General features: G+C 73.8%; 14 protein-coding genes. 7 read left to right on the plus strand and 7 right to left on the minus strand.

The window, feature by feature from the left end; translation table 11 throughout:
* Positions 1-128: 128 nt before the first annotated feature.
* A complete protein-coding gene (locus AS97_RS05865) occupies positions 129-548 on the plus strand; it encodes a hypothetical protein (RefSeq protein ID WP_059145440.1) in 420 nt (139 codons plus the stop codon).
* On the opposite strand, the gene AS97_RS05870 is transcribed toward AS97_RS05865, so the two are convergent.
* Positions 496-1698, minus strand: a complete 1203-nt coding sequence (locus AS97_RS05870) for an FAD/NAD(P)-binding oxidoreductase (RefSeq protein WP_059145441.1) — start codon at positions 1696-1698, stop codon at positions 496-498. The genes AS97_RS05865 and AS97_RS05870 overlap by 53 nt on opposite strands.
* Positions 1695-2057: a bifunctional 3-phenylpropionate/cinnamic acid dioxygenase ferredoxin subunit gene (locus AS97_RS05875; protein WP_059145442.1), complete on the minus strand. Its 363-nt coding sequence runs from the start codon at positions 2055-2057 to the stop codon at positions 1695-1697. Before AS97_RS05875 ends, AS97_RS05870 begins: the two co-directional genes overlap by 4 nt.
* 151 nt (positions 2058-2208) lie before the next feature.
* On the opposite strand from AS97_RS05875, the gene AS97_RS05880 reads away from it, so the two are divergent.
* The 6 genes from AS97_RS05880 (at position 2209) to AS97_RS05905 (ending at position 9963) form a co-directional block, all read left to right on the plus strand.
* Positions 2209-3006, plus strand: coding sequence for an IclR family transcriptional regulator (locus AS97_RS05880; protein WP_059145443.1), 798 nt, complete (start codon positions 2209-2211; stop codon positions 3004-3006).
* A gap of 324 nt (positions 3007-3330) precedes the next feature.
* The gene (locus AS97_RS05885) at positions 3331-4416 is read left to right on the plus strand and encodes an S-(hydroxymethyl)mycothiol dehydrogenase (protein WP_059145444.1); all 1086 of its coding nucleotides are present in this window, start codon (positions 3331-3333) and stop codon (positions 4414-4416) included.
* Positions 4413-6887, plus strand: a complete 2475-nt coding sequence (locus AS97_RS05890) for an FAD-dependent oxidoreductase (protein WP_086705566.1) — start codon at positions 4413-4415, stop codon at positions 6885-6887. The genes AS97_RS05885 and AS97_RS05890 overlap by 4 nt, the downstream gene beginning before the upstream one ends.
* Positions 6888-7078: 191 nt before the next feature.
* Positions 7079-8236 carry an aromatic ring-hydroxylating dioxygenase subunit alpha gene (locus tag AS97_RS05895; RefSeq protein ID WP_210564448.1) on the plus strand — a complete coding sequence of 386 codons (1158 nt, stop codon included), beginning with the start codon at positions 7079-7081 and terminating at the stop codon, positions 8234-8236.
* Positions 8233-9699 (plus strand): aldehyde dehydrogenase family protein, encoded by a 1467-nt coding sequence (locus AS97_RS05900; protein ID WP_059145447.1) that lies wholly within the window; start codon positions 8233-8235, stop codon positions 9697-9699. Before AS97_RS05895 ends, AS97_RS05900 begins: the two co-directional genes overlap by 4 nt.
* Before the next feature lie 72 nt (positions 9700-9771).
* A complete protein-coding gene (locus tag AS97_RS05905; protein ID WP_236669458.1) occupies positions 9772-9963 on the plus strand; it encodes an Ig-like domain-containing protein in 192 nt (63 codons plus the stop codon).
* Between the two features lie 10 nt (positions 9964-9973).
* Here AS97_RS05905 and AS97_RS05910 read toward each other — a convergent pair whose 3' ends face one another.
* The 5 genes from AS97_RS05910 to pcp all read right to left on the minus strand — a co-directional run bounded on the left by AS97_RS05910 (position 9974) and on the right by pcp (position 19777).
* Entirely contained in the window at positions 9974-15379 is a 5406-nt protein-coding gene (locus AS97_RS05910; RefSeq protein WP_210564449.1) for a hypothetical protein, read from the minus strand.
* 62 nt (positions 15380-15441) lie between these two features.
* Positions 15442-16308, minus strand: a complete 867-nt coding sequence (locus tag AS97_RS05915; protein WP_247204774.1) for a hypothetical protein — start codon at positions 16306-16308, stop codon at positions 15442-15444.
* A 58-nt stretch (positions 16309-16366) separates the two neighbouring features.
* Positions 16367-17899: a hypothetical protein gene (locus AS97_RS05920; protein WP_059145450.1), complete on the minus strand. Its 1533-nt coding sequence runs from the start codon at positions 17897-17899 to the stop codon at positions 16367-16369.
* Between the two features lie 130 nt (positions 17900-18029).
* On the minus strand, positions 18030-19136 hold the full coding sequence (locus AS97_RS05925; RefSeq protein ID WP_210564450.1) for a DUF2891 domain-containing protein: 1107 nt from the start codon (positions 19134-19136) through the stop codon (positions 18030-18032).
* On the minus strand, positions 19133-19777 hold the full coding sequence (pcp, locus tag AS97_RS05930; protein WP_210564451.1) for a pyroglutamyl-peptidase I: 645 nt from the start codon (positions 19775-19777) through the stop codon (positions 19133-19135). The genes AS97_RS05925 and pcp overlap by 4 nt, the downstream gene beginning before the upstream one ends.
* Between the last annotated feature and the right edge of the window lie 10 nt (positions 19778-19787).

Here is a 19787-nt window from a genome sequence, read left to right on the forward strand (position 1 = left end):
CCTCCCCAGGGGAACCTCGGGTCGGTGCCATTCGTGATCCAAAGGGGCACACTAGGGGGGCATACAACCCAAGTCCCGCTATCTGACTCGGCCGCACCGGGGCAGCCTTGGAAAGGGGTGGGAGCGTCATGGACGCGATGGACAAGGATCGCGACATCCCGGCACACGGGGCCCGTCCGTTGTGGACCGAGGAGCCGGCGCGCAGGCGGCGGCTGCCCGATCCCGTCCGCGCCGCGGCGGTGCGGGCCGTCATCATCATCGCCGTGACGCTGGTTCAGACGATGGTCGCCCTTCTGTGCACCCTGGCCGGCTCATGGTCCGCCTTCCCCACCGTGCTCGCCACGGTGGCGAGCACGGTGGTGGCGACCTGGGGCGTGCTGGACGTGTGGGTGACCCGGCAGGTCTGGCGCCAGCGGTACGGAGTGGTGTCCCGGCCCAGCAGCACGGCCCGGGAGATGCGCCGGCAGCGCCGCCGGGCCGGTGAGGCGGAGCCGGTCACCTCCCGGCCGGCTGCGGAGCACGGGCCAGCTCGCGGCGCAGCCGCATAAAGGGCCTGGGCCGGTCGATGCCGAGGGCGGCGGTGGAGATCCCGCCACGTTCGTAGACGGCGAGGAAGCCGCCGCCGTCGGCCGGGTCGCCCTCGACGATCCGGACGGTGTCGCCGGGTGCGCGCCGCCCGGCGTACTGGATTCGGGCGCCGTACTGGTCGGACCAGAAGTAGGGCAGCGCCTCGAAGGGTTCGACGGTGGACCCGGCGAGCAGATTGCGGGCGGCGACGGCGCCCTGCAGCATTCCGCTGGTCCAGTGCTCGGCCCGGACGGTGCGCGCGGTGCCCGGCCGGTCCAGCCGGGCCACATCCCCGACGGCCACGACATTGGGCAGCGCGGTGACACAGCCGGCGTCGCACCGCACCCCGTCGTCCAGGGCCAGACCGGAGCCTTCCAGCCACCCGGTGACCGGACGCACCCCGACGCCGACGACCACCACATCGGCGGGCAGCACCTTCCCGTCGGTGAGCTCCACACCGGTGACCCGGCCGCTGCCGCGCAAGCCCTCGACGCCGGTGCCGCACAGCAGAGCGGCCCCGCCCCGCCCGTGCAGCCCGGCACACACCCGGGCCATCTCCTCGCCCAGTTGGGGCACCAGCGGCAGCGGCGCGGCCTCCACAACGGTGACATCGAGCCCGAGGGCGGCACAGGAGGAGGCCACTTCGGCACCGATGAAGCCCGCGCCGACCACCACCACCCGGGCGGCACCCGCGCGCAGCGCGGCGCGCAGCCGGGTCGCGTCGTCGAGGGTGCGCAGGGTGTACACCCCGTCCAGCCGCGGAAGGGGCAGCGTCCTCGGGGTGGCCCCGGTGGCGATCACGACGCCGTCGGTGCGCAGGGCGCGGCCGCCGGTGAGGCGGATCTCCCCGGCGGCGGTGTCCAGCGCCTCGGCCCGGACGCCGAGCAGCCATTCGGCGTCGAGCTCGGCCTCCTCCTCCGGGTCGGTCAGGGCGAGGCGGCCCGGCCCCTCGCCGGGGTCACCGTCGCCGGTCAGGAACTCCTTGGAGAGCGGCGGGCGGTCGTAGGGGCGGTGGCGCTCCTCCCCGACGACGACCAGCCGCCCGTCGTATCCCAGGGAGCGCAGGCCGCGCGCCGCGTGCAGTCCCGCGAGCGAGGCCCCGACCACCGTGACCGTGGTGAGCGTCGTCATGCCACCGCTTCTTCCGGTGCCGCGTGCACGGGCTCGCCGGGAACGGTGCGCACCACGGGGTGGACATACAGCATTCCGTCCACGACCGTGACAGCGTGGGTCCGTACGGGCTTGCGGGCGGGCAGACAGGTCGGCTCGCCGGACCGCAGATCGAACAGCGCGGCGTGCAGCGGGCATTCGACGTAGCAGCCCTCCAGCCACCCTTCGGAGAGGGAGGCGTCCTGATGGCTGCAGGTGTCATCGATGGCGTAGAACGCTCCGTCGGTGTGGAACACCGCGATCGCCGCGGTGGCGTCGCCGGCCTCGACACGCAGCGACTCACCCTCCGGCAAGTCCTCGATACGGCAGACGGGAATCATTGGCCCCCCTCACGTTGATCGGTATCATGCGTTGTGGATAGTGCACTGAAAAGCGCGATGCGCAACAGAATCCAGATCGGGAAGGCAGCCGTCAAGAGTTCCCCGGACCGAGGGGCCCCACGCAGGGCCACCGGATGGTGAGATCAGACCCATGACGAACACGACCGAGGATCGGGCCGAGGAGAAGCGGGGGGCCGCCGGGGCAGTGCAGTCGGTGGACAGGGCGGTGAGCGTCCTGGAGATCCTTGCCAGGCTCGGCGAGGCCGGAGTGACCGAGATCGCCGACGAGCTGGGGGTCCACAAGTCGACCGCCTTCCGGCTGCTCGGCGTTCTGGAGAACCGCGGACTCGTCGGGCAGGAACGCGACCGGGGGAAGTACTACCTGGGCGCCGGGGTGCTCAGACTCGCCGGCGCCGCCGCCATCCGCCTGGACATCTCACAGGAGGGCGCCCCGGTGTGCCGGGCGCTGGCCGACGAGACCGGCGAGACGGCCAATATCGCCGTTCTGGACGGGGACGCGGCGGTCAACATCATGCAGGCGCGCGGCGCCGCGGCGGTGACCGCCTTCAACTGGCTGGGACGGCGCACCGCGCTGCACGCCACCGCGAGCGGCAAGGTGCTGCTCGCACATCTGTCGGGCGAACGCCGGGAGCGGCTGGTGACACGGAAGCTGCCGCGGTTCACCGAGCACACCATCACCACCTCCGCCGAGCTGCGGCAGCAGCTGGAGACGGCGGCCGAGCGCGGCTACGCCTACTCCTGCGAGGAGTTGGAGATCGGGCTGAACGCGGTGGCGGCGCCGGTGCGCGGCCACGACGGCGCGCTCATCGGGGCGATCGGCGTCTCGGGCCCGGCGTACCGGATGGCACAGAGCCGGCTGCCCGACCTGGCCGAGTACGCCGTGAAGACCGCCGAGGAGCTGTCCCGGCGGATGGGCTTCCCCGGCTGAGCCACCACATCACCCCACCCACCCGACGAGGGGGCCGGACGACTCCGGCCCCCTCGTCGCGTCTGTGGCCAGGGGCGCCGAGGAGCGTGTGACCGACGCGAAACCCCCAGTCAGCGCCGGTTTACAGGCGGTTTTCGCGAACCCCTTGACCGCACGGGGCGGCGACTTTCAGGATGTCTCTCATCGCGCAACATGCCGCGCTATACGCAACTGGATGGTAACCGGCGGCCGTTGAAACGGCCTCGGCCTCACCCTCCATCGAGGCAGTCATGCCAGCTCCCGTGCACCGGTCCCTGCGATCGCAGGAGAACAGAGGAGTGAGCCATGCCGCAAGAAGCCCGCGCCGTCGTCGCGGTCAAAAAGGGCGCCCCCGTGGAGGTGCTCCCCGTTCTCGTGCCCGAACCCGGCCCCGGTGAGGTGCTGGTGGGAGTCCAGGCGTGCGGGGTGTGCCACACCGACCTGCACTACCGGGACGGCGCGATCGGTGACGCGTTTCCGTATCTGCTCGGGCACGAGGCGGCCGGAACGGTCGAGGCCGTGGGCCCCGGCGTCACCGGACTCGCACCCGGTGACTATGTGGTCCTGGCCTGGCGGGCGCCGTGCGGCGGCTGCCGCTCCTGCCGCCGGGGCCGCCCGTGGTACTGCTTCGACAGCCGCAACGCCGCCCAGCCGATGACCCTGACCGACGGCACCCCGCTCAACCCGGCGCTGGGCATCGGCGCGTTCGCCGAGAAGACCCTGGTCGCGGCGGGGCAGGCGGTGAGGATCGACCCCTCGGCACGCCCCGAGGCGGCGGGTCTGATCGGCTGTGGGGTGATGGCCGGCTACGGCGCGGCCGTGCACACCGGCGGGGTGTCCAACGGCGACACGGTCGCGGTCATCGGCTGCGGCGGCGTCGGCAACGCCGCGATCGCCGGGGCCTCGCTGTCCGGGGCGCGCCGGGTGATCGCCGTGGACATCGACGACGCCAAGCTGGACGCGGCGACCCGCTTCGGCGCCACCGACACCGTCAACTCCCGTGGTACGGACCCGGTCGAGGCGGTGCGCGAGCTGACCGGGGGCTTCGGCGCGAATGTGGTCATCGACGCGGTGGGCCGTCCCGAGACCTACGCCCAGGGCTTCTACATGCGCGACCTGGCCGGGGTGCTGGTGCAGGTCGGGGTGCCGGATCCGGAGATGCACATCGATCTGCCGCTGATCGATCTGTTCTCGCGGGGCGGTGCGCTCAAGTCGTCCTGGTACGGCGACTGCCTGCCCAGCCGCGACTTCCCGGTCCTGGTCGACCTCCACCTCAGCCGCAAGCTGGATCTGGACGCGTTCGTCAGCGAGACGATCACGCTGGACGAGGTCGAGACCGCGTTCGCCAAGATGCAGCGCGGCGAGGTGCTGCGGTCGGTGGTGGTCCTGTGAACACCCACAACGAGCGCGTGGTCATCGTCGGTGCCGGGATCGTCGGCTGCTCACTCGCCGATGAGCTGACCGCCCGCGGCCTGCGGGACGTCACCGTCCTGGAGCAGGGCCCGCTGCTCGCCCCCGGCGGCTCGACCTCGCACGCCCCCGGCCTGGTCTTCCGGACTAGCCCCTCCAAGACCCTGACCGACTTCGCCACCTACACCGTCGAGAAGTTCTCCTCCCTCGAGGTCGACGGGCTGTCCTGCTTCAACCCGGTGGGCGGCCTGGAGATCGCCACCAGCGAGGAGCGCTGGGCCGATCTGCACCGCAAGGCCGGGCTGGCGGCCTCCTGGGGCGTACGGGGCGAGCTGCTCGGCCCGGCCCAATGCGCCGAACTGTGGCCGCTGCTGGACCCGGACCGGATCCTGGGCGGTTTCCACACCCCGGACGACGGGCTGGCCCGTGCGCTGCTCGCCTCCCGCGCCCAGATGGAGCGGGCCACCGCGCACGGCGCCCGCTTCCTGGACCGGCACACCGTGACCGCCATCGAGCGGGAGGGCGGCCGGGTCACCGCCGTCGTCACCGACCGGGGCACCTTCCCCGCCGACATCGTGGTCTCCGCCGCCGGCTTCTGGGGCCCGCTGATCGGCGCGATGGCGGGGGTGCCCGTCCCGCTGCAGCCGCTGGCCCACCAGTACGCCAGGACCGGGCCGCTGCCCGAGCTCGCGGGGGTGAACGACCCCCGTACGGAGGCGAGCAAGCCGATCCTGCGGTTCCAGGACCGCGACCTCTACTTCCGCGAGCACACCGACCGCATCGGCATCGGCAGCTACGCCCACCGCCCGCTCCCCGTCGACCCGGCGCGGCTGCCCGCGTACGACGAGGCCCCGGTGATGCCGTCCTCGCTGCCGTTCACCGCCGAGGACTTCGCCCCCAGCTGGGCGGACAGCGTCGAGCTGCTCCCCGCGCTCGGCGCGAGCCAGGTCGAGGAGGGCTTCAACGGCGTCTTCTCCTTCACCCCCGACGGTATGCCGGTCATCGGCGAGTCCCGCGAGGTGCGCGGCTTCTGGCTGGCCGAGGCGGTGTGGGTGACCCACTCCGCGGGCGTCGCCCGGGCCGTGGCCGAGTGGATGACGGACGGGCGGCCGGGCATGGACGTCCATGAATGCGATCTGTACCGCTTCGAGGACGCGCAACGCTCCCCTGCCTACGTCGCCGAGCGCGGGGCCCGGAACTTTGTCGAGGTCTATGACGTCATCCATCCGCTGCAGCCGATGGAGCAGCCGCGTCCACTGCGGGTCAGCCCCTTCCACGTCCGGCAGCGGGAGCTGGGCGGTTACTTCCTGGAGGCCGCGGGCTGGGAGCGGCCGCACTGGTACGAGGCGAACGCCCCGCTCGCCGAGTCCATCGACCTGCCCCCGCGCGACGCCTGGTCGGCCCGCTACTGGTCGCCCATCGCCGCCGCCGAGGCCAGGGCCACCCGGGAGCGGGTCGCGCTGTACGACATGACCCCGCTCAAGCGGCTGACGGTCACCGGACCCGGGGCGCTGGACTTCCTGCAGCACATGACCACCAATCAGCTGGCGAAGAAGCCCGGTGCGGTCACCTACACCCTGCTGCTGGACGAGGCCGGGGGCATCCGCAGCGATCTCACCGTCGCCCGGCTGTCGGAGCGCCACTTCCAGGTCGGTGCCAACGGCGGACTGGACCTGGACTGGCTGCTGCGCCACGCATCCGAAGGGGGCACCTCCCGGTCGAAGACTGGGGGAGTCCATATCGCCGACATCACGCCCGGCACCTGCTGCATCGGCGTGTGGGGCCCACTCGCCCGGGATCTGGTCCAGCCGCTGACCCGGGACGACTTCTCGCATGAGGCGTTCGGCTACTTCAAGGCCCGGCGGACGTATATCGGCCATGTCCCGGTGACCGCGATGCGGCTGTCCTACGTCGGCGAGCTCGGCTGGGAGCTGTACACCACCGCCGATATGGGGCTGCGGCTGTGGGACACCCTGTGGGAAGCGGGACAGCGCCACGGTGTGATCGCCGCCGGGCGCTCGGCCTTCAACAGCCTGCGGCTGGAGAAGGGCTATCGCGCCTGGGGCCATGACATGACCACCGAGCACGACCCCTACGAGGCCGGGGTCGGCTTCGCCGTCCGGATGGACAAGGGCGATTTCGTCGGGCGCGCGGCGCTCGAGGGCCGCGGCGCGGAGACGGCGGCGCGCAGGCTGACCTGCCTCACCCTGGACGACCCGGCCGCGGTCGTCATGGGCAAGGAGCCGGTGTACGCCGATGGCGTCCCGGCCGGCTATGTGACCAGCGCGTCCTACGGCTACACCATCGGCCGGACCGTCGCCTACGCCTGGCTGCCCGCCGCTGCCGCCGTGCCCGGCACTCCGGTCCATATCGAGTACTTCGGCGAGAAGGTCCCCGCGACCGTCGCCGCCGAGCCCCTCTTCGACCCGCGCATGGAGCGTATCCGCCGCTGACGCGAGCGCGTGCCGAGAGCGCGTGCCGAAAGCGTCCGCGAGCGCGGGAATCGACCGCTTGGAGGACCCCTGATGGCCCCCATCCACGCTGTGATCGTCCCGGGCCCCGGCGGCATGGGCCCTGCCGCCGCCCACCCCTCGAACTCTTCGACCCCGCCGGCTGATCGCCGCACCCGCCTGAGGAGAACCCCATGACTGTGGCTCCCGAGTCCCCCGCCGCCACGACCCCCAGTCTGCTCGCCACTCTCCCCGGCCACTGGTACACCGCTCCCGGGGTCTTCCGGCGGGAGCAGGAGCACCTGTTCGAGGCCATGTGGTTCTGCGCGGTACGCGGGGCCGATCTGGACCGGCCGGGTGCGTTCCGCACCGTGCAGATCGGCCGGGAGAACGTGCTGATCACCCGCAACCGGCGGGGTGAGCTGCGGGCGTTCCTCAACATCTGCCGGCACCGCGGCGCCCGGCTCTGCACCGAGGAGTCCGGGACGGTGCGGCGCTCGCTGCAGTGCCCGTACCACGCCTGGACCTACGATCTGGACGGCAGGCTCACCGCCGCCCCCAACCTTCAGAAGATGCCCGATATCGACCGGGTCGAGCGCGGACTGGTGCCGGTGCGGCTTCGCGAATGGCTCGGCTACGTCTGGGTCTGCCTGGCCGAGGAGCCACCATCGTTCGAGGAGACGGTCATCGGGGCGGTGGCCGACCGGCTCGGCGACGCGGCATCCGTGGAGCGCTACGACGTGGCGGGGCTGGCGCTGGGCCGTCGGATCTCCTATGACGTCCGGGCCAACTGGAAGCTGATCGTCGAGAACTTCATGGAGTGCTACCACTGCGCGACGATCCATCCCGAACTCACCGATGTGCTGCCGGAGTTCGCCGACGGCCTGGCGGCGCAGTACTTCGTCGGGCACGGCGCCGAATTCGCCGAGGAGGCCCAGGGGTTCACGGTGGACGGCAGCGAAGGGTTCGGCCGCATCGCCGGGATCGCCGAGGAACAGGACCGCCGCTACTACGCGATCACGGTACGGCCGCAGGTCTTCCTCAACCTGGTCCCCGACCACGTGATCATGCACCGGATGTTTCCGGTCGCCCCCGATCGCACACTGGTCGAATGCGACTGGCTCTACTCACCCGAAGTGGTGGCGTCCGAGCAGGATCTGTCGAAGTCGGTGGAGCTGTTCCACCGGGTCAACGCCCAGGACTTCGACGCCTGTGAGCGCACCCAGCCCGCCATGGACTCCCGCGCCTACCGCGACGGCGGGGTGCTGGTCCCCAGCGAGCACCACATCGGCGCCTTTCACCGATGGGTGACCGACCATGTCCCGGCCCCCGACTCGGAGGAACGCCCGTGACGGACCTGTTCATCGGTGGCCAGTGGACCGAAGCGATCGACGAACGCACCCGTGAGATCCGCTGCCCGGCCGACGGATCGCTGGTGGCGGTCGTCGACGAGGGCGGCGGCAAGGACGCGGCCGAGGCGGTGGCCGCCGCCCGGCAGGCGTTCGACCAGGGGCCCTGGCCCCGAACCCCGGTCGAGGCGCGCGGCGATCTGCTGTTGCGCGTCGCCGATCTGGTGGAGCGCGACAAGGCCGGGCTCGCCCGCGCCGAATCGCTGGACACCGGGAAGCGGCTGGCCGAGAGCGAGCTGGACATCGACGGTGTGGTGGCGTGCTTCCGCTACTACGGGCAGCTGGTGCGCACCGAGGCGGACCGGGTCGTGGACACCGGCACCGAGCACACCGTCAGCCGGGTGGCCTATGAACCGGTCGGGGTCTGCGCGCTGATCACCCCGTGGAACTATCCGCTGCTGCAGACATCGTGGAAGGTCGCGCCCGCGCTCGCCGCGGGCAACACCTTCGTGCTGAAGCCCAGTGAGCTGACCCCCAGCACGGCGATCGCCCTGATGCGGCTGCTGGCGGAGGCCGGGCTGCCGGACGGGGTGGCCAATCTGGTGCTCGGCCCGGGCGCCGAGGCCGGGGCCCCGCTCACCGACAACCCCGATGTGGACATGGTGTCCTTCACCGGGGGCCTGCGGACCGGGCGCCGGATCATGGCCGCCGCCTCGGGCACGGTCAAGCGGACCTCGCTGGAGCTGGGCGGCAAGAACCCCAATATCGTCTTCGCCGACGCGGACTTCGAAACGGCCGTGGACTACGCGCTCACCGCGGTCTTCCTCCACTCCGGGCAGGTCTGCTCGGCCGGGGCCCGGCTGCTGGTGGAGGACCCCGTGCACGACGCCTTCGTCGAGGAGGTCGTGCGCCGTGCCCGCGGGATCCGGCTGGGCGGGCCGTTCGACGAGCGGGCCCAGACCGGCCCGCTGATCTCGGCCGCGCACCGGGCCAAGGTCGAGGCGTATGTGGCGACAGGGCTCGCGGAGGGCGCCCGGCTGCGCTGCGGCGGCGCCCGGCCGGAGGATCCGGCCCTGGCCGGCGGCTACTACTTTCTGCCGACCGTCCTCGACCGCTGCCACAGCGGTATGTCGGTGCTGGCCGACGAGTCCTTCGGGCCGGTGCTCACGGTGGAACGTTTCGCCGGTGAGGACGAGGCGGTGCGGCTGGCCAACGACACCGTGTACGGGCTCGCCGGGGCCGTATGGTCCGGCGACGAGGGGCGGGCGCAGCGGGTGGCCTCCCTGTTGCGGCTGGGCACCGTATGGATCAACGACTACCACCCCTATCTGCCGCAGGCGGAGTGGGGCGGGTTCAAACAGTCGGGGAGCGGACGGGAGCTGGGGCCCTGCGGGCTCGCGGAGTACCGGGAGGCCAAGCACATCTGGCGCAACACGCGGCCACGGCCGCAGGGTTGGTTCGCCTGACCGGTGAATCCGCCCCGAGCCCGGGCCCGGGGCGGCGCGGCGAGGCGGTGAGGGCCGTGCTGCGCCATTCGGGTGCCGGTCAAGGACATTGCCCGCGCCGAGCGCACCCCCCAGGTGGTGACACTGGTGAACGGCACCGCCTCCGCGACGTTCAACCCGCTGCAGAAGGGGACGCACACCGTCACCGCCAACTACAACGGCGACGTCAACTACGCGACCTCCTCGGCGACCACCACGCAGACGGTGAACAGCGGTCAGGGGTAGCCCGCCGGGCTCACGGCCGGTCCGCCGCCTCGGCGGGCGCATCCGCGCCCGTCTCGGGGCGGCGGTACATCCGTGTCGCGGTGATCTGGCCGTGCACCTGCTGCTCCTCCTCCGGCTCCGGGGCCGGCAGGCCGGGCCGCAGATGCTCCTCGACACTGATGTACTTCAGCCCGGCCCGCAGATCCGCGTCGTTGCGCAACCGGATCACCAGCGGGAACTCGGCCAGCGCCGTGGTGTCGAACAGCCCCGTCGTATAGAGGAGCTGGACCCCGAGCGCGTCCGCGACGGCCCGCTGAAGCTCGAGCAGATAGGTGGCGTTGGCGCGGCCGATGGGGTTGTCGAGGAAGAGGGTGCCCGCGTGGCGGTGCTTGTCGCGGCCCCGGTCGTTGCTGCGCAGGGCCGCCATCGTGCAGTACAGCGCGATGGCGGCGGTCAGCAGCTGGCCGCCGGAGAACACATCGCCCATCTGTCCCACCGGCACCCGCTCGGCCCGCAGCACCGCGTCCGGCTTGAGGATCTCGACGGCCACCCCACGGGGCTGGAGCGCGGCGTGGACCCCGCGCAGCAGCAGCGACATGCCGTCCCGCCGCAGATCGGAGTTCTTCCGGACGGCGGAGCGGGTCGCCTCGTCGATCACCTCGCCGAGCCGCTCGGCGAGCGTGGCCTGGTCGGGGTCCTCGAAGCGGATCCGCAGGAACTCCTGCCCCGACCACTCGCCGAGCCCCTCCGGGAGCCGGGAGAGCCGCTGCGCCGAGCGCAGGGTGGCCAGGCAGGACTCGACCAGGCCGCGCAGCCGGTCCACGATGGAGTCGCGGTTGCGCTCCAGCTGCTCCAGCTCGTCGGTGAGCACGCGCAGCCGGGGCGCGAACGCGTCGGCCCAGGCGGCGGCGTGCTCGGGCAGCGCGGCCGCGGGGAGTTCGCGGATCTGCTGGCGGGCGGGGGTGCGCACCTGCTCGTAGCGGGTGGAGTTGGCGTGCCGCACCAGCACGTCGCCGGCCTCCCGCACCGCCGACTCGGCCCCCGACAGATCGGCGGCGCAGCCGCGCAGTGAGCGGCGGGTCTCGGCGGCGGCCTGACGGGCCTCGGCGAGATCGCCGGCGTACGGCTCGGGCCGCTCGCCGTCGTCCTCCGCGCCGGGGCCCTCGCGCAGCAGATCCCGCAGCAGGGCCGCGGTCTCGTCGAAGCCGCCCGCCGCGTCCTCGGCGGAGCGGTGGGAGCGCACCAGGTCGGCGTGGGCGGTACGGGCGGTGTCCAGGGCGTCCGTACGGGCGGCCAGTTCGCCGTTGGCGGTGCGCAGCAGCTCCTTCGCCTGCTCGGCGTCGGCCGGGACCGTCTCCTCCGGCAGCTCGGTGTGGGCGTCGCCGTCGGCGGGGGCGAGCCGCTCGGCCTCGCCGCGCAGCCGCCCGAGCTGCTCGCTCGCCGCCGACGCACGGCCCTCCAGCATCTGGACGAGCGATTCGGCGCGGGCTGCGGCGGCCTGCCGGGAAGGTCCGTCGGCGCCGTCGGTGCCCTCCAGGAGCTGGGCGGCGCGGGTGCGGACCTTGTTGGTGAGCCGGTCGAGGGAGGCGAGGGCGGCGCTCTCGTCGCTTTCGGCGCGGGCCTGTTCGGCGCGCAGATCGGCGCCGACGCCGACCTTCTCGTAGACCTGGGAGGCGGCGCGGTACGCCTCGCGGAGCGCGGGCAGCGAGGCGGTGGGCGGCTCGGCGTCCTCGCCGGGGTCGTCGGGGGCGCCGGCGATCTCCGCCCGCTCGGCGCGCAGGGCGCGGGCGGTACGGTGCGCGTCGTCGGCCGCGCGCTGGGCGGCGCGCCGGTCCTCGTCGGCGGAGCGGGCCCGGTCCACGCAGCTCGCGGCGCGCTCCTCGTACTCGGCGGCTTCCTCGGCCAGTTCGCGCAGCCGGGTCTGCCAGGTGGCGCGCTCCCGCAACCGGTACGCCAGACCGGCCAGCGCGTCCGCCACCCGGCGGGCCCGCTGCGCCGCCTCCTGGCGCTCGTCCCGGACGCGGGCGGCCTCGGTGGCGGCCTCGTCGGCCTCCGCCCGTACCGTACGCGCCTCCACCAGCTCGCGCTGCGCCGTGTCGGCGGTCTCCCGGCCGGTCTCCGCCGCCGCCGCGAGCTCCGCGAGCCGCCCGGGCGGGCAGCCGGTGCGCCAGGAGGCGAGCCGCGCGGACAGCGCCCGGTCCCCGGCCAGCCGGGCGGCGAGCGCCCTGATCTCCTCGTCCCGCTCGGTGGCGCGGGCCCGCAGCTCGCGCCGCTCGTCGTCGGCGGCACGCTCGTCGTGCATCGCCGGGTTCGGCGGCACGAGGAAGACCCCGCTGTCCTCGGTGCCGGGGGCGGGCGTCGGCGCGAGCAGCGCGGCGGACGTCCCGACGGCCACGGCGGACCGCGGCAGCAGCGACGCCTGGCCGAGGGCCGCACGGGCGCGGGCGTGGGTGTCGGGGTCGGTGATGACGACGCCGTCCACCAGCTCGGGGCGGGCCGCGAGCACGGCGGCGTGGTCGGCGGGGTCCACGGCCTGGGCGAGGTAACGCCAGCCGGGGAGGGCGGGGATGCCGTGCTCGCCGAGGTATTCGACGGCCGCCAGCACATCGGGGCTGGGCGGCAGCAGCCCTCCGTCACCGAGCGCGCCCAGGATCCGCGCGTCGTCGGCGGCGGCGGTCCGCAGCTCGAAGAGCTGCCGCTCGGCGGAGGCCACGCTCTCCTCGAGGAGCTCACGCAGCGCCTCGGCGTTGCGGTCCAACTCCTCGGCGGTCAGCGGCCCGTCGCCGAGGGGCCGCTGGGCGGGGCGGGAACGGTCGCCGCGGTCCCGGCCGGGGGCGCTGCCGGGTTCGGGGGTCCAGCAATCGGAGTCGTCGGTGGGGCCGGTGCTCGTGGTGACGTTGGGGTCGTCGGTGCCGGGGTCGGGTTCGGCGTGGACGACGTCGGCAGCGGCCTCCGACTCGGCCCGACCGTCGTCGCCGTCCCCGACCCGAGCCGATACCTCCCCGGGCGGCCGGGAGTCGGCCGCCGCCACGGCCCGGGCGCCGCCGCGCGGGCCGTCCGGACACGGGGCGTCCTCGACCTCGTCGATCCGCACCGTCACCCGCCCCGCGGGCCGCGACTCCGCCGCGAGCGGACGACGCCAATGGCCCTCCCCCGGACCCGCCTCCGTGTCCTCGCCAAGGGCCGTTCCGTGCGGAGCGGAATACGTCTCCTCGGCCTCAGTCACCGATTCGGGGTCCGCCCACCGGCCGCCAACGGAGGCGGCATCGTGTTCGCGGGTGCCGGTATCGGTAGGTGACTCCTCGAAGGCGTAGGCGTGGTCGGGGGGCGCGGACTCGGCGTCCAGGGGGATCGTGCGGGTGGAGGCGCGGAAGGCGGCGGGGAGTTGGGAGAGGCCGATGTCGTCCGCGTCCTCCTCGTCCACGCGAACGGTGATCCACCCGGCCCGGTCGGAGTCGGTCGGCAGGGCGCGGGCGCCCCGCCGGCCCACGGCGTCCGCGCCCGGAATGCGCACCGTCACCCCGCTCGCCGCGCGCGCCTCCGCCGCCGAGGGGCGGGCGGCGGCGCGCGGGGCGGGGACGGCGGCGGTGGGCTGCGGCAGGCCCAGCAGTTCGATCAGGCGCTGCTCCGCGCCCAGCGCCTCCGCGGCGCGCCGCTCCGCGTCGTACGCGGACTCCGCGGCCCTCGCCGCGTCCACCGCTCGCGCCGCGGCCAGGTCGGCGCGGGCCTCCTCGGCGGCGGCCGACTTCGCGTGGTCGGCGGCGCGCCGGGCGGTCTCGCGGGCCTCGTCGAAGGCGGCGACCGTGGTCTTCTCCGCGTCGCTCGCGGCGAGGGCGGCGCGGGCCGGGTCGGCGTCGGGGGCGGAGTCGTCGAGCCAGCCGGCGCGGACGGCCTCGGCGGTCTCCTGCTCGACCTCGGCGAGCCGCTGGCGCAGATGCTCGGCGTCGCTGCGGGCGCGCTGGGCCGCCGTGGCGGCGGAGGTGGCGTCGCGGTGGGCGGCCTCGCCGGCCTCCTGGAGGGCGGCGGAGCGCTCCTCCTCCTCGCCCGCGACCCGCTCTCCGTCCGCCGCCGCGGCGTGCAGGGCGCGGACGAGGTCGCCGGCGGCCTTGGCGCGGGCGGCGAGCGCGGGGGCCGCGTCCCGCTCGGCCTCGCGGATGGCGGCGGCCACGCGCGCGGAGCGGTCGGCGGCGGCGCGGTGGCGCAGCACCGTCTCGGCGGCCTGCCAGGCGGAGTGCAGGGTGCGGGCGTCGTTGAGCTCGCGGCGCTGCGCCGCGGCGCCCTTCTCGGCGGCGGCGAGCGCCAAGGAGGCGTGGCGGTAGGCGAGTTCGGCGGCGACGAGGTCGCTGCGGCTGCGGGCTGCCTCGGCGTCGGTGACGGCCTGGGCGGCGGAGCCGACCCGCTCGGCGAGCTCGGCGGCGCGCGCCCGCTCCTCCGCGCCGCGTGCGGACAACCGCCGGGCGAGCGCACGGGTGCGGCGCTCGGCGCCCGCGTGCACGCCGCGGGCCTGCTCACGCCGCTCGGCGGCCTCCGCGATGCGCTGGAGCAGATCGAGCGAACCGGCGGTGAAGTCGCGCTCGGCGGTCAGCTCGGCGCGGCGGCCCAGCTTGTGGGCGAAGCCGTGGACGAGGTCGGCGAGCCCGTCGGTGTCGCGGGTGTCGGTGACGGCGCGCAGCAGGAGGTCGGTGAAGTCGGAATCGTTCTTGACCGCGAAGAGCCCGGCCGCCTCGCCCTCGTCGGCGTTCATCTCCCGCTGGTAGCGGAAGAGTTCGGGGTCGAGGCCGAGCTCGCCGAGGTGTTCGTTCCAGCGCTCGTGGATCTCCACCCAGACCACGTCGAGATGCGGATACGCCTTGCCGGCCTCCGTAAGGGCGTCACGGAAGCCCTTCATGGTGCGGCGGCGGCCGCGTGCGGTGGAGGCCCCCTCGACGGAGGGGCGCACCGCCGCGGACTCGGCGACCGGCAGCGAGTCCAGGCTCATTCCGGGGCCGGGCCGGAAGGAGTACCACGCCTCGGCGAACTTCCGCGGGTCGTTGGAGACCTGACGGCCGCGCCATTCGCTCACCTTGCCCACGACGACGGTCTCACCGGTGACGGTGTGCTGCCACTCCAGCGCGACATGCCCGCAGTCGTCGGCGAGCAGGAACTTGCGCAGCACACCGGAGCTGGCGCCGCCCAGGGTGTTGCGATGGCCGGGCAGCATCACCGAGAAGATCAGCTTGAGCAGGACGGACTTGCCGCCGCCGTTCTCCAGGAAGAGCACACCGGCGGGGGCGGGGCGGCGCGGCGGGCCAACCGGCTCCTCCTCGAAGAACTCCGCCTGGGCGGGCGCGGGGCTGGGCACCGGCTCGCCGACTCCGCGCAGGTCCAGCACGGTGTCGGCGTAACGCGCACCGGCCGGCCCGATGGAGTAGAGGCGGATCCGGGACAGCTCGTACATGGCGGCGGACTCTCGTTGTCGGAAGGGGTGGTGATGTCGGGCGGGCGGGGACGGGGCGGGGTTCAGGAGTGGAAGGGGAGACCGGCGTCGGCCACCAGATCGAGGTCGTCGCCCTCGTCGGGGGGCAGCAGGGTCGCGCTGCCGTCGCTGACGGGGACGACACCGAGCTCCAGCAGCTCGGCCATGGCGGCGGTGGCCGCCATGTCACGCACCTGGAGCTGATAGCGGGCGGTGGTCCGGTAGGTGCCGCCCGACTCGTCCCCGGTGCGCTGCAGAAAGCCGGAGTCGACCAGGAAGGCGAGGGCCTTGCCGACGATGCCGGTGGTGGAACCGGCGAGCCTGCGCGCGTCCTTGGTGGCGCCGGTGGCGCTGCGCCGGGCGTACACCCGCCAGGCGGATTCCAGCCCGGGCGCGCCGGTGGCGGGGTCGGTGTTCTCCCCCTGCTCCTCGGCACGCTCCTCCAGCCGACGGCACGCCTGGCGGACGAAGGAGTCGACGCCGTTGACGGTGACCCGGCCGATGTAGCCGTCGTCGGCGAGGTCCTCGGGGCGGGGGAACGCCAGGGCGGCGACGGCGAGATGGGCGAGGCCGTGCAGAAAGCGGTCGGCGGAGTCGGTGGCGGCCCGGCGCGCGTAGTCGCCCATGCGGACGGCGAAGACGGAGTCCTCGGCGGCGGTCACGGCCATTCCGGCGCGGGTCGAGACCTCCAGCACGATGAGCCCGAGCCCGGCGGCGACGGCGTCGGCGAGGCGCGCGAAGGCCGGTTCATCGCGATGGCGGCGCAGCAGCTCGGCGTATTCGACGTCCCGCGCGGGGAGCAGCTTGGGCTGGAGTCCGAAGGCCACCAGCCGTGCGGCGTCGGCCGCGTCGGCGGGCGTGATCCCGGGCGCCGGGGCGGGTGCCGCGTCCGGGGTTGTGATGTCGTCGATGTCGTACTCGGTCACGGCTGAACCTCCTCGCGCGGGGCGTCTTCACTGGTCATGGCCATCAGGCCACCTCCGCCCGGTCGGCCGCCATACCGGCCGCGTCCAGCAGGGCGGTACCCACTATCAGGTCGGCGCCGCCGAACTCGGGGTCGTCCAGCTCGGTGCCGTCGTCCACGGCGAACAGCAGCCGCTGCTCGCCCTGGCGGTAGGCGGTGCCGACCGGGGGGCTGGCGGCGTGGACGGCGAGGAGGGCGATCAGATAGGGCAGTTCGGGGTCGCGGCGGCGGGCGTCGGCGAGCAGCCCGGACAGCCGGCGGGGGGCGTCGGCGGGCAGCTCGAGCAGCTCCATGGCCACCGCCAGCTGCTCCTCGCTGAAGCGGCTGTCGTCGGGGGTGGCGATGAGGTCCGGCTCGGGCATCTCGGCGCCGAGGTGCTCTCGCTCCACGGGCGGGGTGAGCAGCATCTCGACCAGGTCGCCCATGCGCACCGAGGTCGGGGTGCGCAGGCCGGTGCCGCGGGCGAAGAACGCGTCGGTGACCCGGCCCGCGCGGTCGAGGGGCAGCGGGAGGACGGGTGCCAGCAGCTGGCCGTACAGGTCGTATCCGGAGCGCGGGGCGGGGGGTGCGAAGGCTTGGCGGTCCTGCTCGGCGCGGAACAGCGGACCGGCCTCCAGCAGCCGGGACTGGAGCTGGGTGTGGCGCCGGATGCAGTCCTTGACGATGTCCACGAGCTCGGCGGCGCGCCGCTTGTGCTCGGCGCTCTCCGCCTCGTCGCGCGCCTTACGGATGTTGGTGAGGATCGCGTTCTCATGGCGGTAGCGGTCGGCGACGTGGTCGAGCGCCTCGCTGATCAGCTCGGGGACGGTGCTCAGCCAGTCGACGGCGCGGACGTTGCGCCGGGTGGCGTCGAGGGTGCGGCGCAGCGTCTCCGAGTACTGCACGGTGCGGTAGCGGGCCTGCTCGGCGGCGAGTTGGGCATCGGCGAGCCGGCCCCGGCTGATGAGGACCTCCAGCTTGACCTCGGCGGCGATCTGGGCGCTGGTGACATCCGTGTCCAGCGCGCCGACCAGGACGTTGACCGCCTCGTCGGTGGTGCGCAGATAGACGCTGCCGCCGGGGCCGGGCACCTCTTCGATCAGCTTGAAGTCATAGTCCCTGCGGACATAGACCCCATCGGGCCCGAAGGTGCCGTAAACGGCACGGAAGCCACGGTCCACACTGCCGACGTTGATCAGGTTCTCCAGCACCCAGCGGGCGACCCGGTCGTGCTCGGCGGCGGGGCGCCCGGGGGCCTGGGCCGCGACGCGGGGCAGCAGCCTGGCCACTATCTGCTCGTGGTCGGCGCCGGTGTCGAAGTCCATGTGGAGCGTGACGAGGTCGATGGCGGCGAGGGCGACCTCCGCCATCGCGTACACCCCGTACTCCCCCGCCAGGTTGGCCTTGCGCGCGTCGAGGTCGTGCAGCGGCGCGGTGCAGGCGAGCGCGCGCAGCCGCCGGGCCAGGCCCTCGTCGGCGGCCGGGCCCGGGGCCGGCCGGGCAGCCCCTTCAGCGGTGTTGAGCTGGGGCGCGGCGGCCCCCGGGGGTGGAGATGTCACGTCGCACAGAGTAGGCGGTCGCACCGACAACGTACGAAACGGCACGGACATCCCGGTATGACGCACCCGATCCCCCGGGCGTGCACGCGCGTACACCGGCGCGTCCCCCGCACCTCACCGATCCGTCAGTCTACGGCTCACCGGCCGGTGGTCCGTCCAGGGCGAGCGCCGCGAAGGTGGCCAGCCAGTGATCGCCGGTGAAGTCCCCGGAGTCGGTGGCCGGGAGCCCGGCGGCCAGATGGTCGCGGGCCGCCGTCCGCAGTACGTCCACCCGCGGATCGCCGTGCGGCAGGGCGGCGGCCAGGCGGCCGAGCGCGGCGGCCCGGCTGAGGATGAGGCCGAGGAGATGACCGATCTGCGGATCGGCGGGGTCGGAGACGACGGGCGGGGTGAGCACGGTGACGGGCGCGCCCCATTCGACGCCGGGCAGGAAGCGTTCCAGCCAGCGCGCGAACTCCTCTTCCGGCAGCACCCGGCTCATCGCCTCGGCCTCGGTGAGCGCGGGCGAGAGGAAGTCCTGTCCGGAGGGCTCCCAGTGGACGGGGGCGTCACGGTCGTCGGCGAACCAGCCGAGGACGGCCTCGGTGACCGGTTCGACGATCGTCGTGACGCCGGCGGCGGCCGCGCTGTCCAGGACCAGGCCGAGGGCGAAGGCGCTGTTGGTGTGGACGCCGTGCCGTACCGGGTAGGTGGCGCGCGCCAGCCATCCGCCCAGCAGTGCGCGGACGGCGTCGGCGGCCGGTTCCAGAGCCTTCGCCCAGCGCTCGCCCGCGGCTCCCGGAAGGCTCCCGCACTCGGCGGTCAACGCGAGCAGCCAGGCCCATCCGTAAGGACGCTCGAAGGAGGGATGGGCACGGAGATAGTCCGCCTCGGCGGCCAGGGCATCGACCGTAAGGTGCCCGTCCAGTACGGCGGTGACCTCGTCGGCGCGGATGCGGTCGGGGCAGCGGCGCAGCAGCCGGACCAGCAGCCAGTGCATATGGACCGCGGAGTGCCAGTCGTAGGAGCCGTAGAAGGCGGGGTGGTGGTGGCGCGGCTCCACCAAGTCCTCGGGTCCGCGCAGCAGATGCGCCGGGGCGTTGGGGTAGGCCCGGGTGACGTTGGCGGTGGCGAGGGCGGCGAACCGGGCCGCGTACCGGCCGAGTTCGCTCGCCGTCTCGTCCGGCCCGTCGGATTCGTGCGGCTCGTGCGAGTCGTCGGGCTCGTGCGGGTCGTGCGGCTCGTTCAGCTCGTTCAATGCGTTGCCCCCTCGGCGATGCGCAGGTCGGTCCGGGTGCGCACGGCCGCCCCGATGACCGCCCGCAGCGCGTCGGCGGACATCGCGGCGGGCAGCGCGGGTTCGGCGCGGTCCACGACCTGTTCGGGCGCGTACGGGAGGTGGACGAAGCCGCCGCGCAGGGCGGGCCGCTCGGTGGCGATGAGATGGGCCAGGCCGTAGAAGACGTGGTTGCACACAAAGGTCCCGGCCGTCTGCGAGACGGCGGCCGGAATCCCGGCCTCGCGGACGGCCGCGACACACGCCTTGACGGGCAGGGAGGCGAAGTAGGCGGCGGGGCCGCCCTCGATGACCGCTTCGTCGATGGGCCGGCGTCCGGCGTTGTCGGGTATGCGGGCGTCGTCCACGTTGATCGCGACCCGCTCGACGGTGACATTCGGGCGCCCGCCGGCCTGGCCCACGCACAGCACCAGATCGGGGTCGGCCTCCGCCACGGCGGCGGCCAGTTCCTCCAGCGCGGTGCCGAAGACGCAGGCGAGCTGTACGGCCGTGACCTCGGTGCCGGGCGGCGGATCGGCGGCGACGAGGGAGACGGCCTGCCACGACGGGTTGACGTCCGAGCCCGCGAAGGGCTCGAAGCCGGTGAGAAGTACTCGGGTCACAGCGGCCCCC

The organism is Streptomyces sp. AgN23 (assembly GCF_001598115.1).
GTDB classification, from domain to species: Bacteria; Actinomycetota; Actinomycetes; order Streptomycetales; family Streptomycetaceae; genus Streptomyces; species Streptomyces antimycoticus.

Excerpts from the sequence above, each read along its gene's own strand:
- AS97_RS05865 (WP_059145440.1), top strand. The coding sequence starts at position 129 with ATGGACGCGATGGACAAGGATCGCGACATCCCGGCACACGGGGCCCGT.
- AS97_RS05870 (WP_059145441.1), bottom strand. The coding sequence starts at position 1,698 with ATGACGACGCTCACCACGGTCACGGTGGTCGGGGCCTCGCTCGCGGGA.
- AS97_RS05875 (WP_059145442.1), bottom strand. The coding sequence starts at position 2,057 with ATGATTCCCGTCTGCCGTATCGAGGACTTGCCGGAGGGTGAGTCGCTG.
- AS97_RS05880 (WP_059145443.1), top strand. The coding sequence starts at position 2,209 with ATGACGAACACGACCGAGGATCGGGCCGAGGAGAAGCGGGGGGCCGCC.
- AS97_RS05885 (WP_059145444.1), top strand. The coding sequence starts at position 3,331 with ATGCCGCAAGAAGCCCGCGCCGTCGTCGCGGTCAAAAAGGGCGCCCCC.
- AS97_RS05895 (WP_210564448.1), top strand. The coding sequence starts at position 7,079 with ATGACTGTGGCTCCCGAGTCCCCCGCCGCCACGACCCCCAGTCTGCTC.
- AS97_RS05910 (WP_210564449.1), bottom strand. The coding sequence starts at position 15,379 with ATGTACGAGCTGTCCCGGATCCGCCTCTACTCCATCGGGCCGGCCGGT.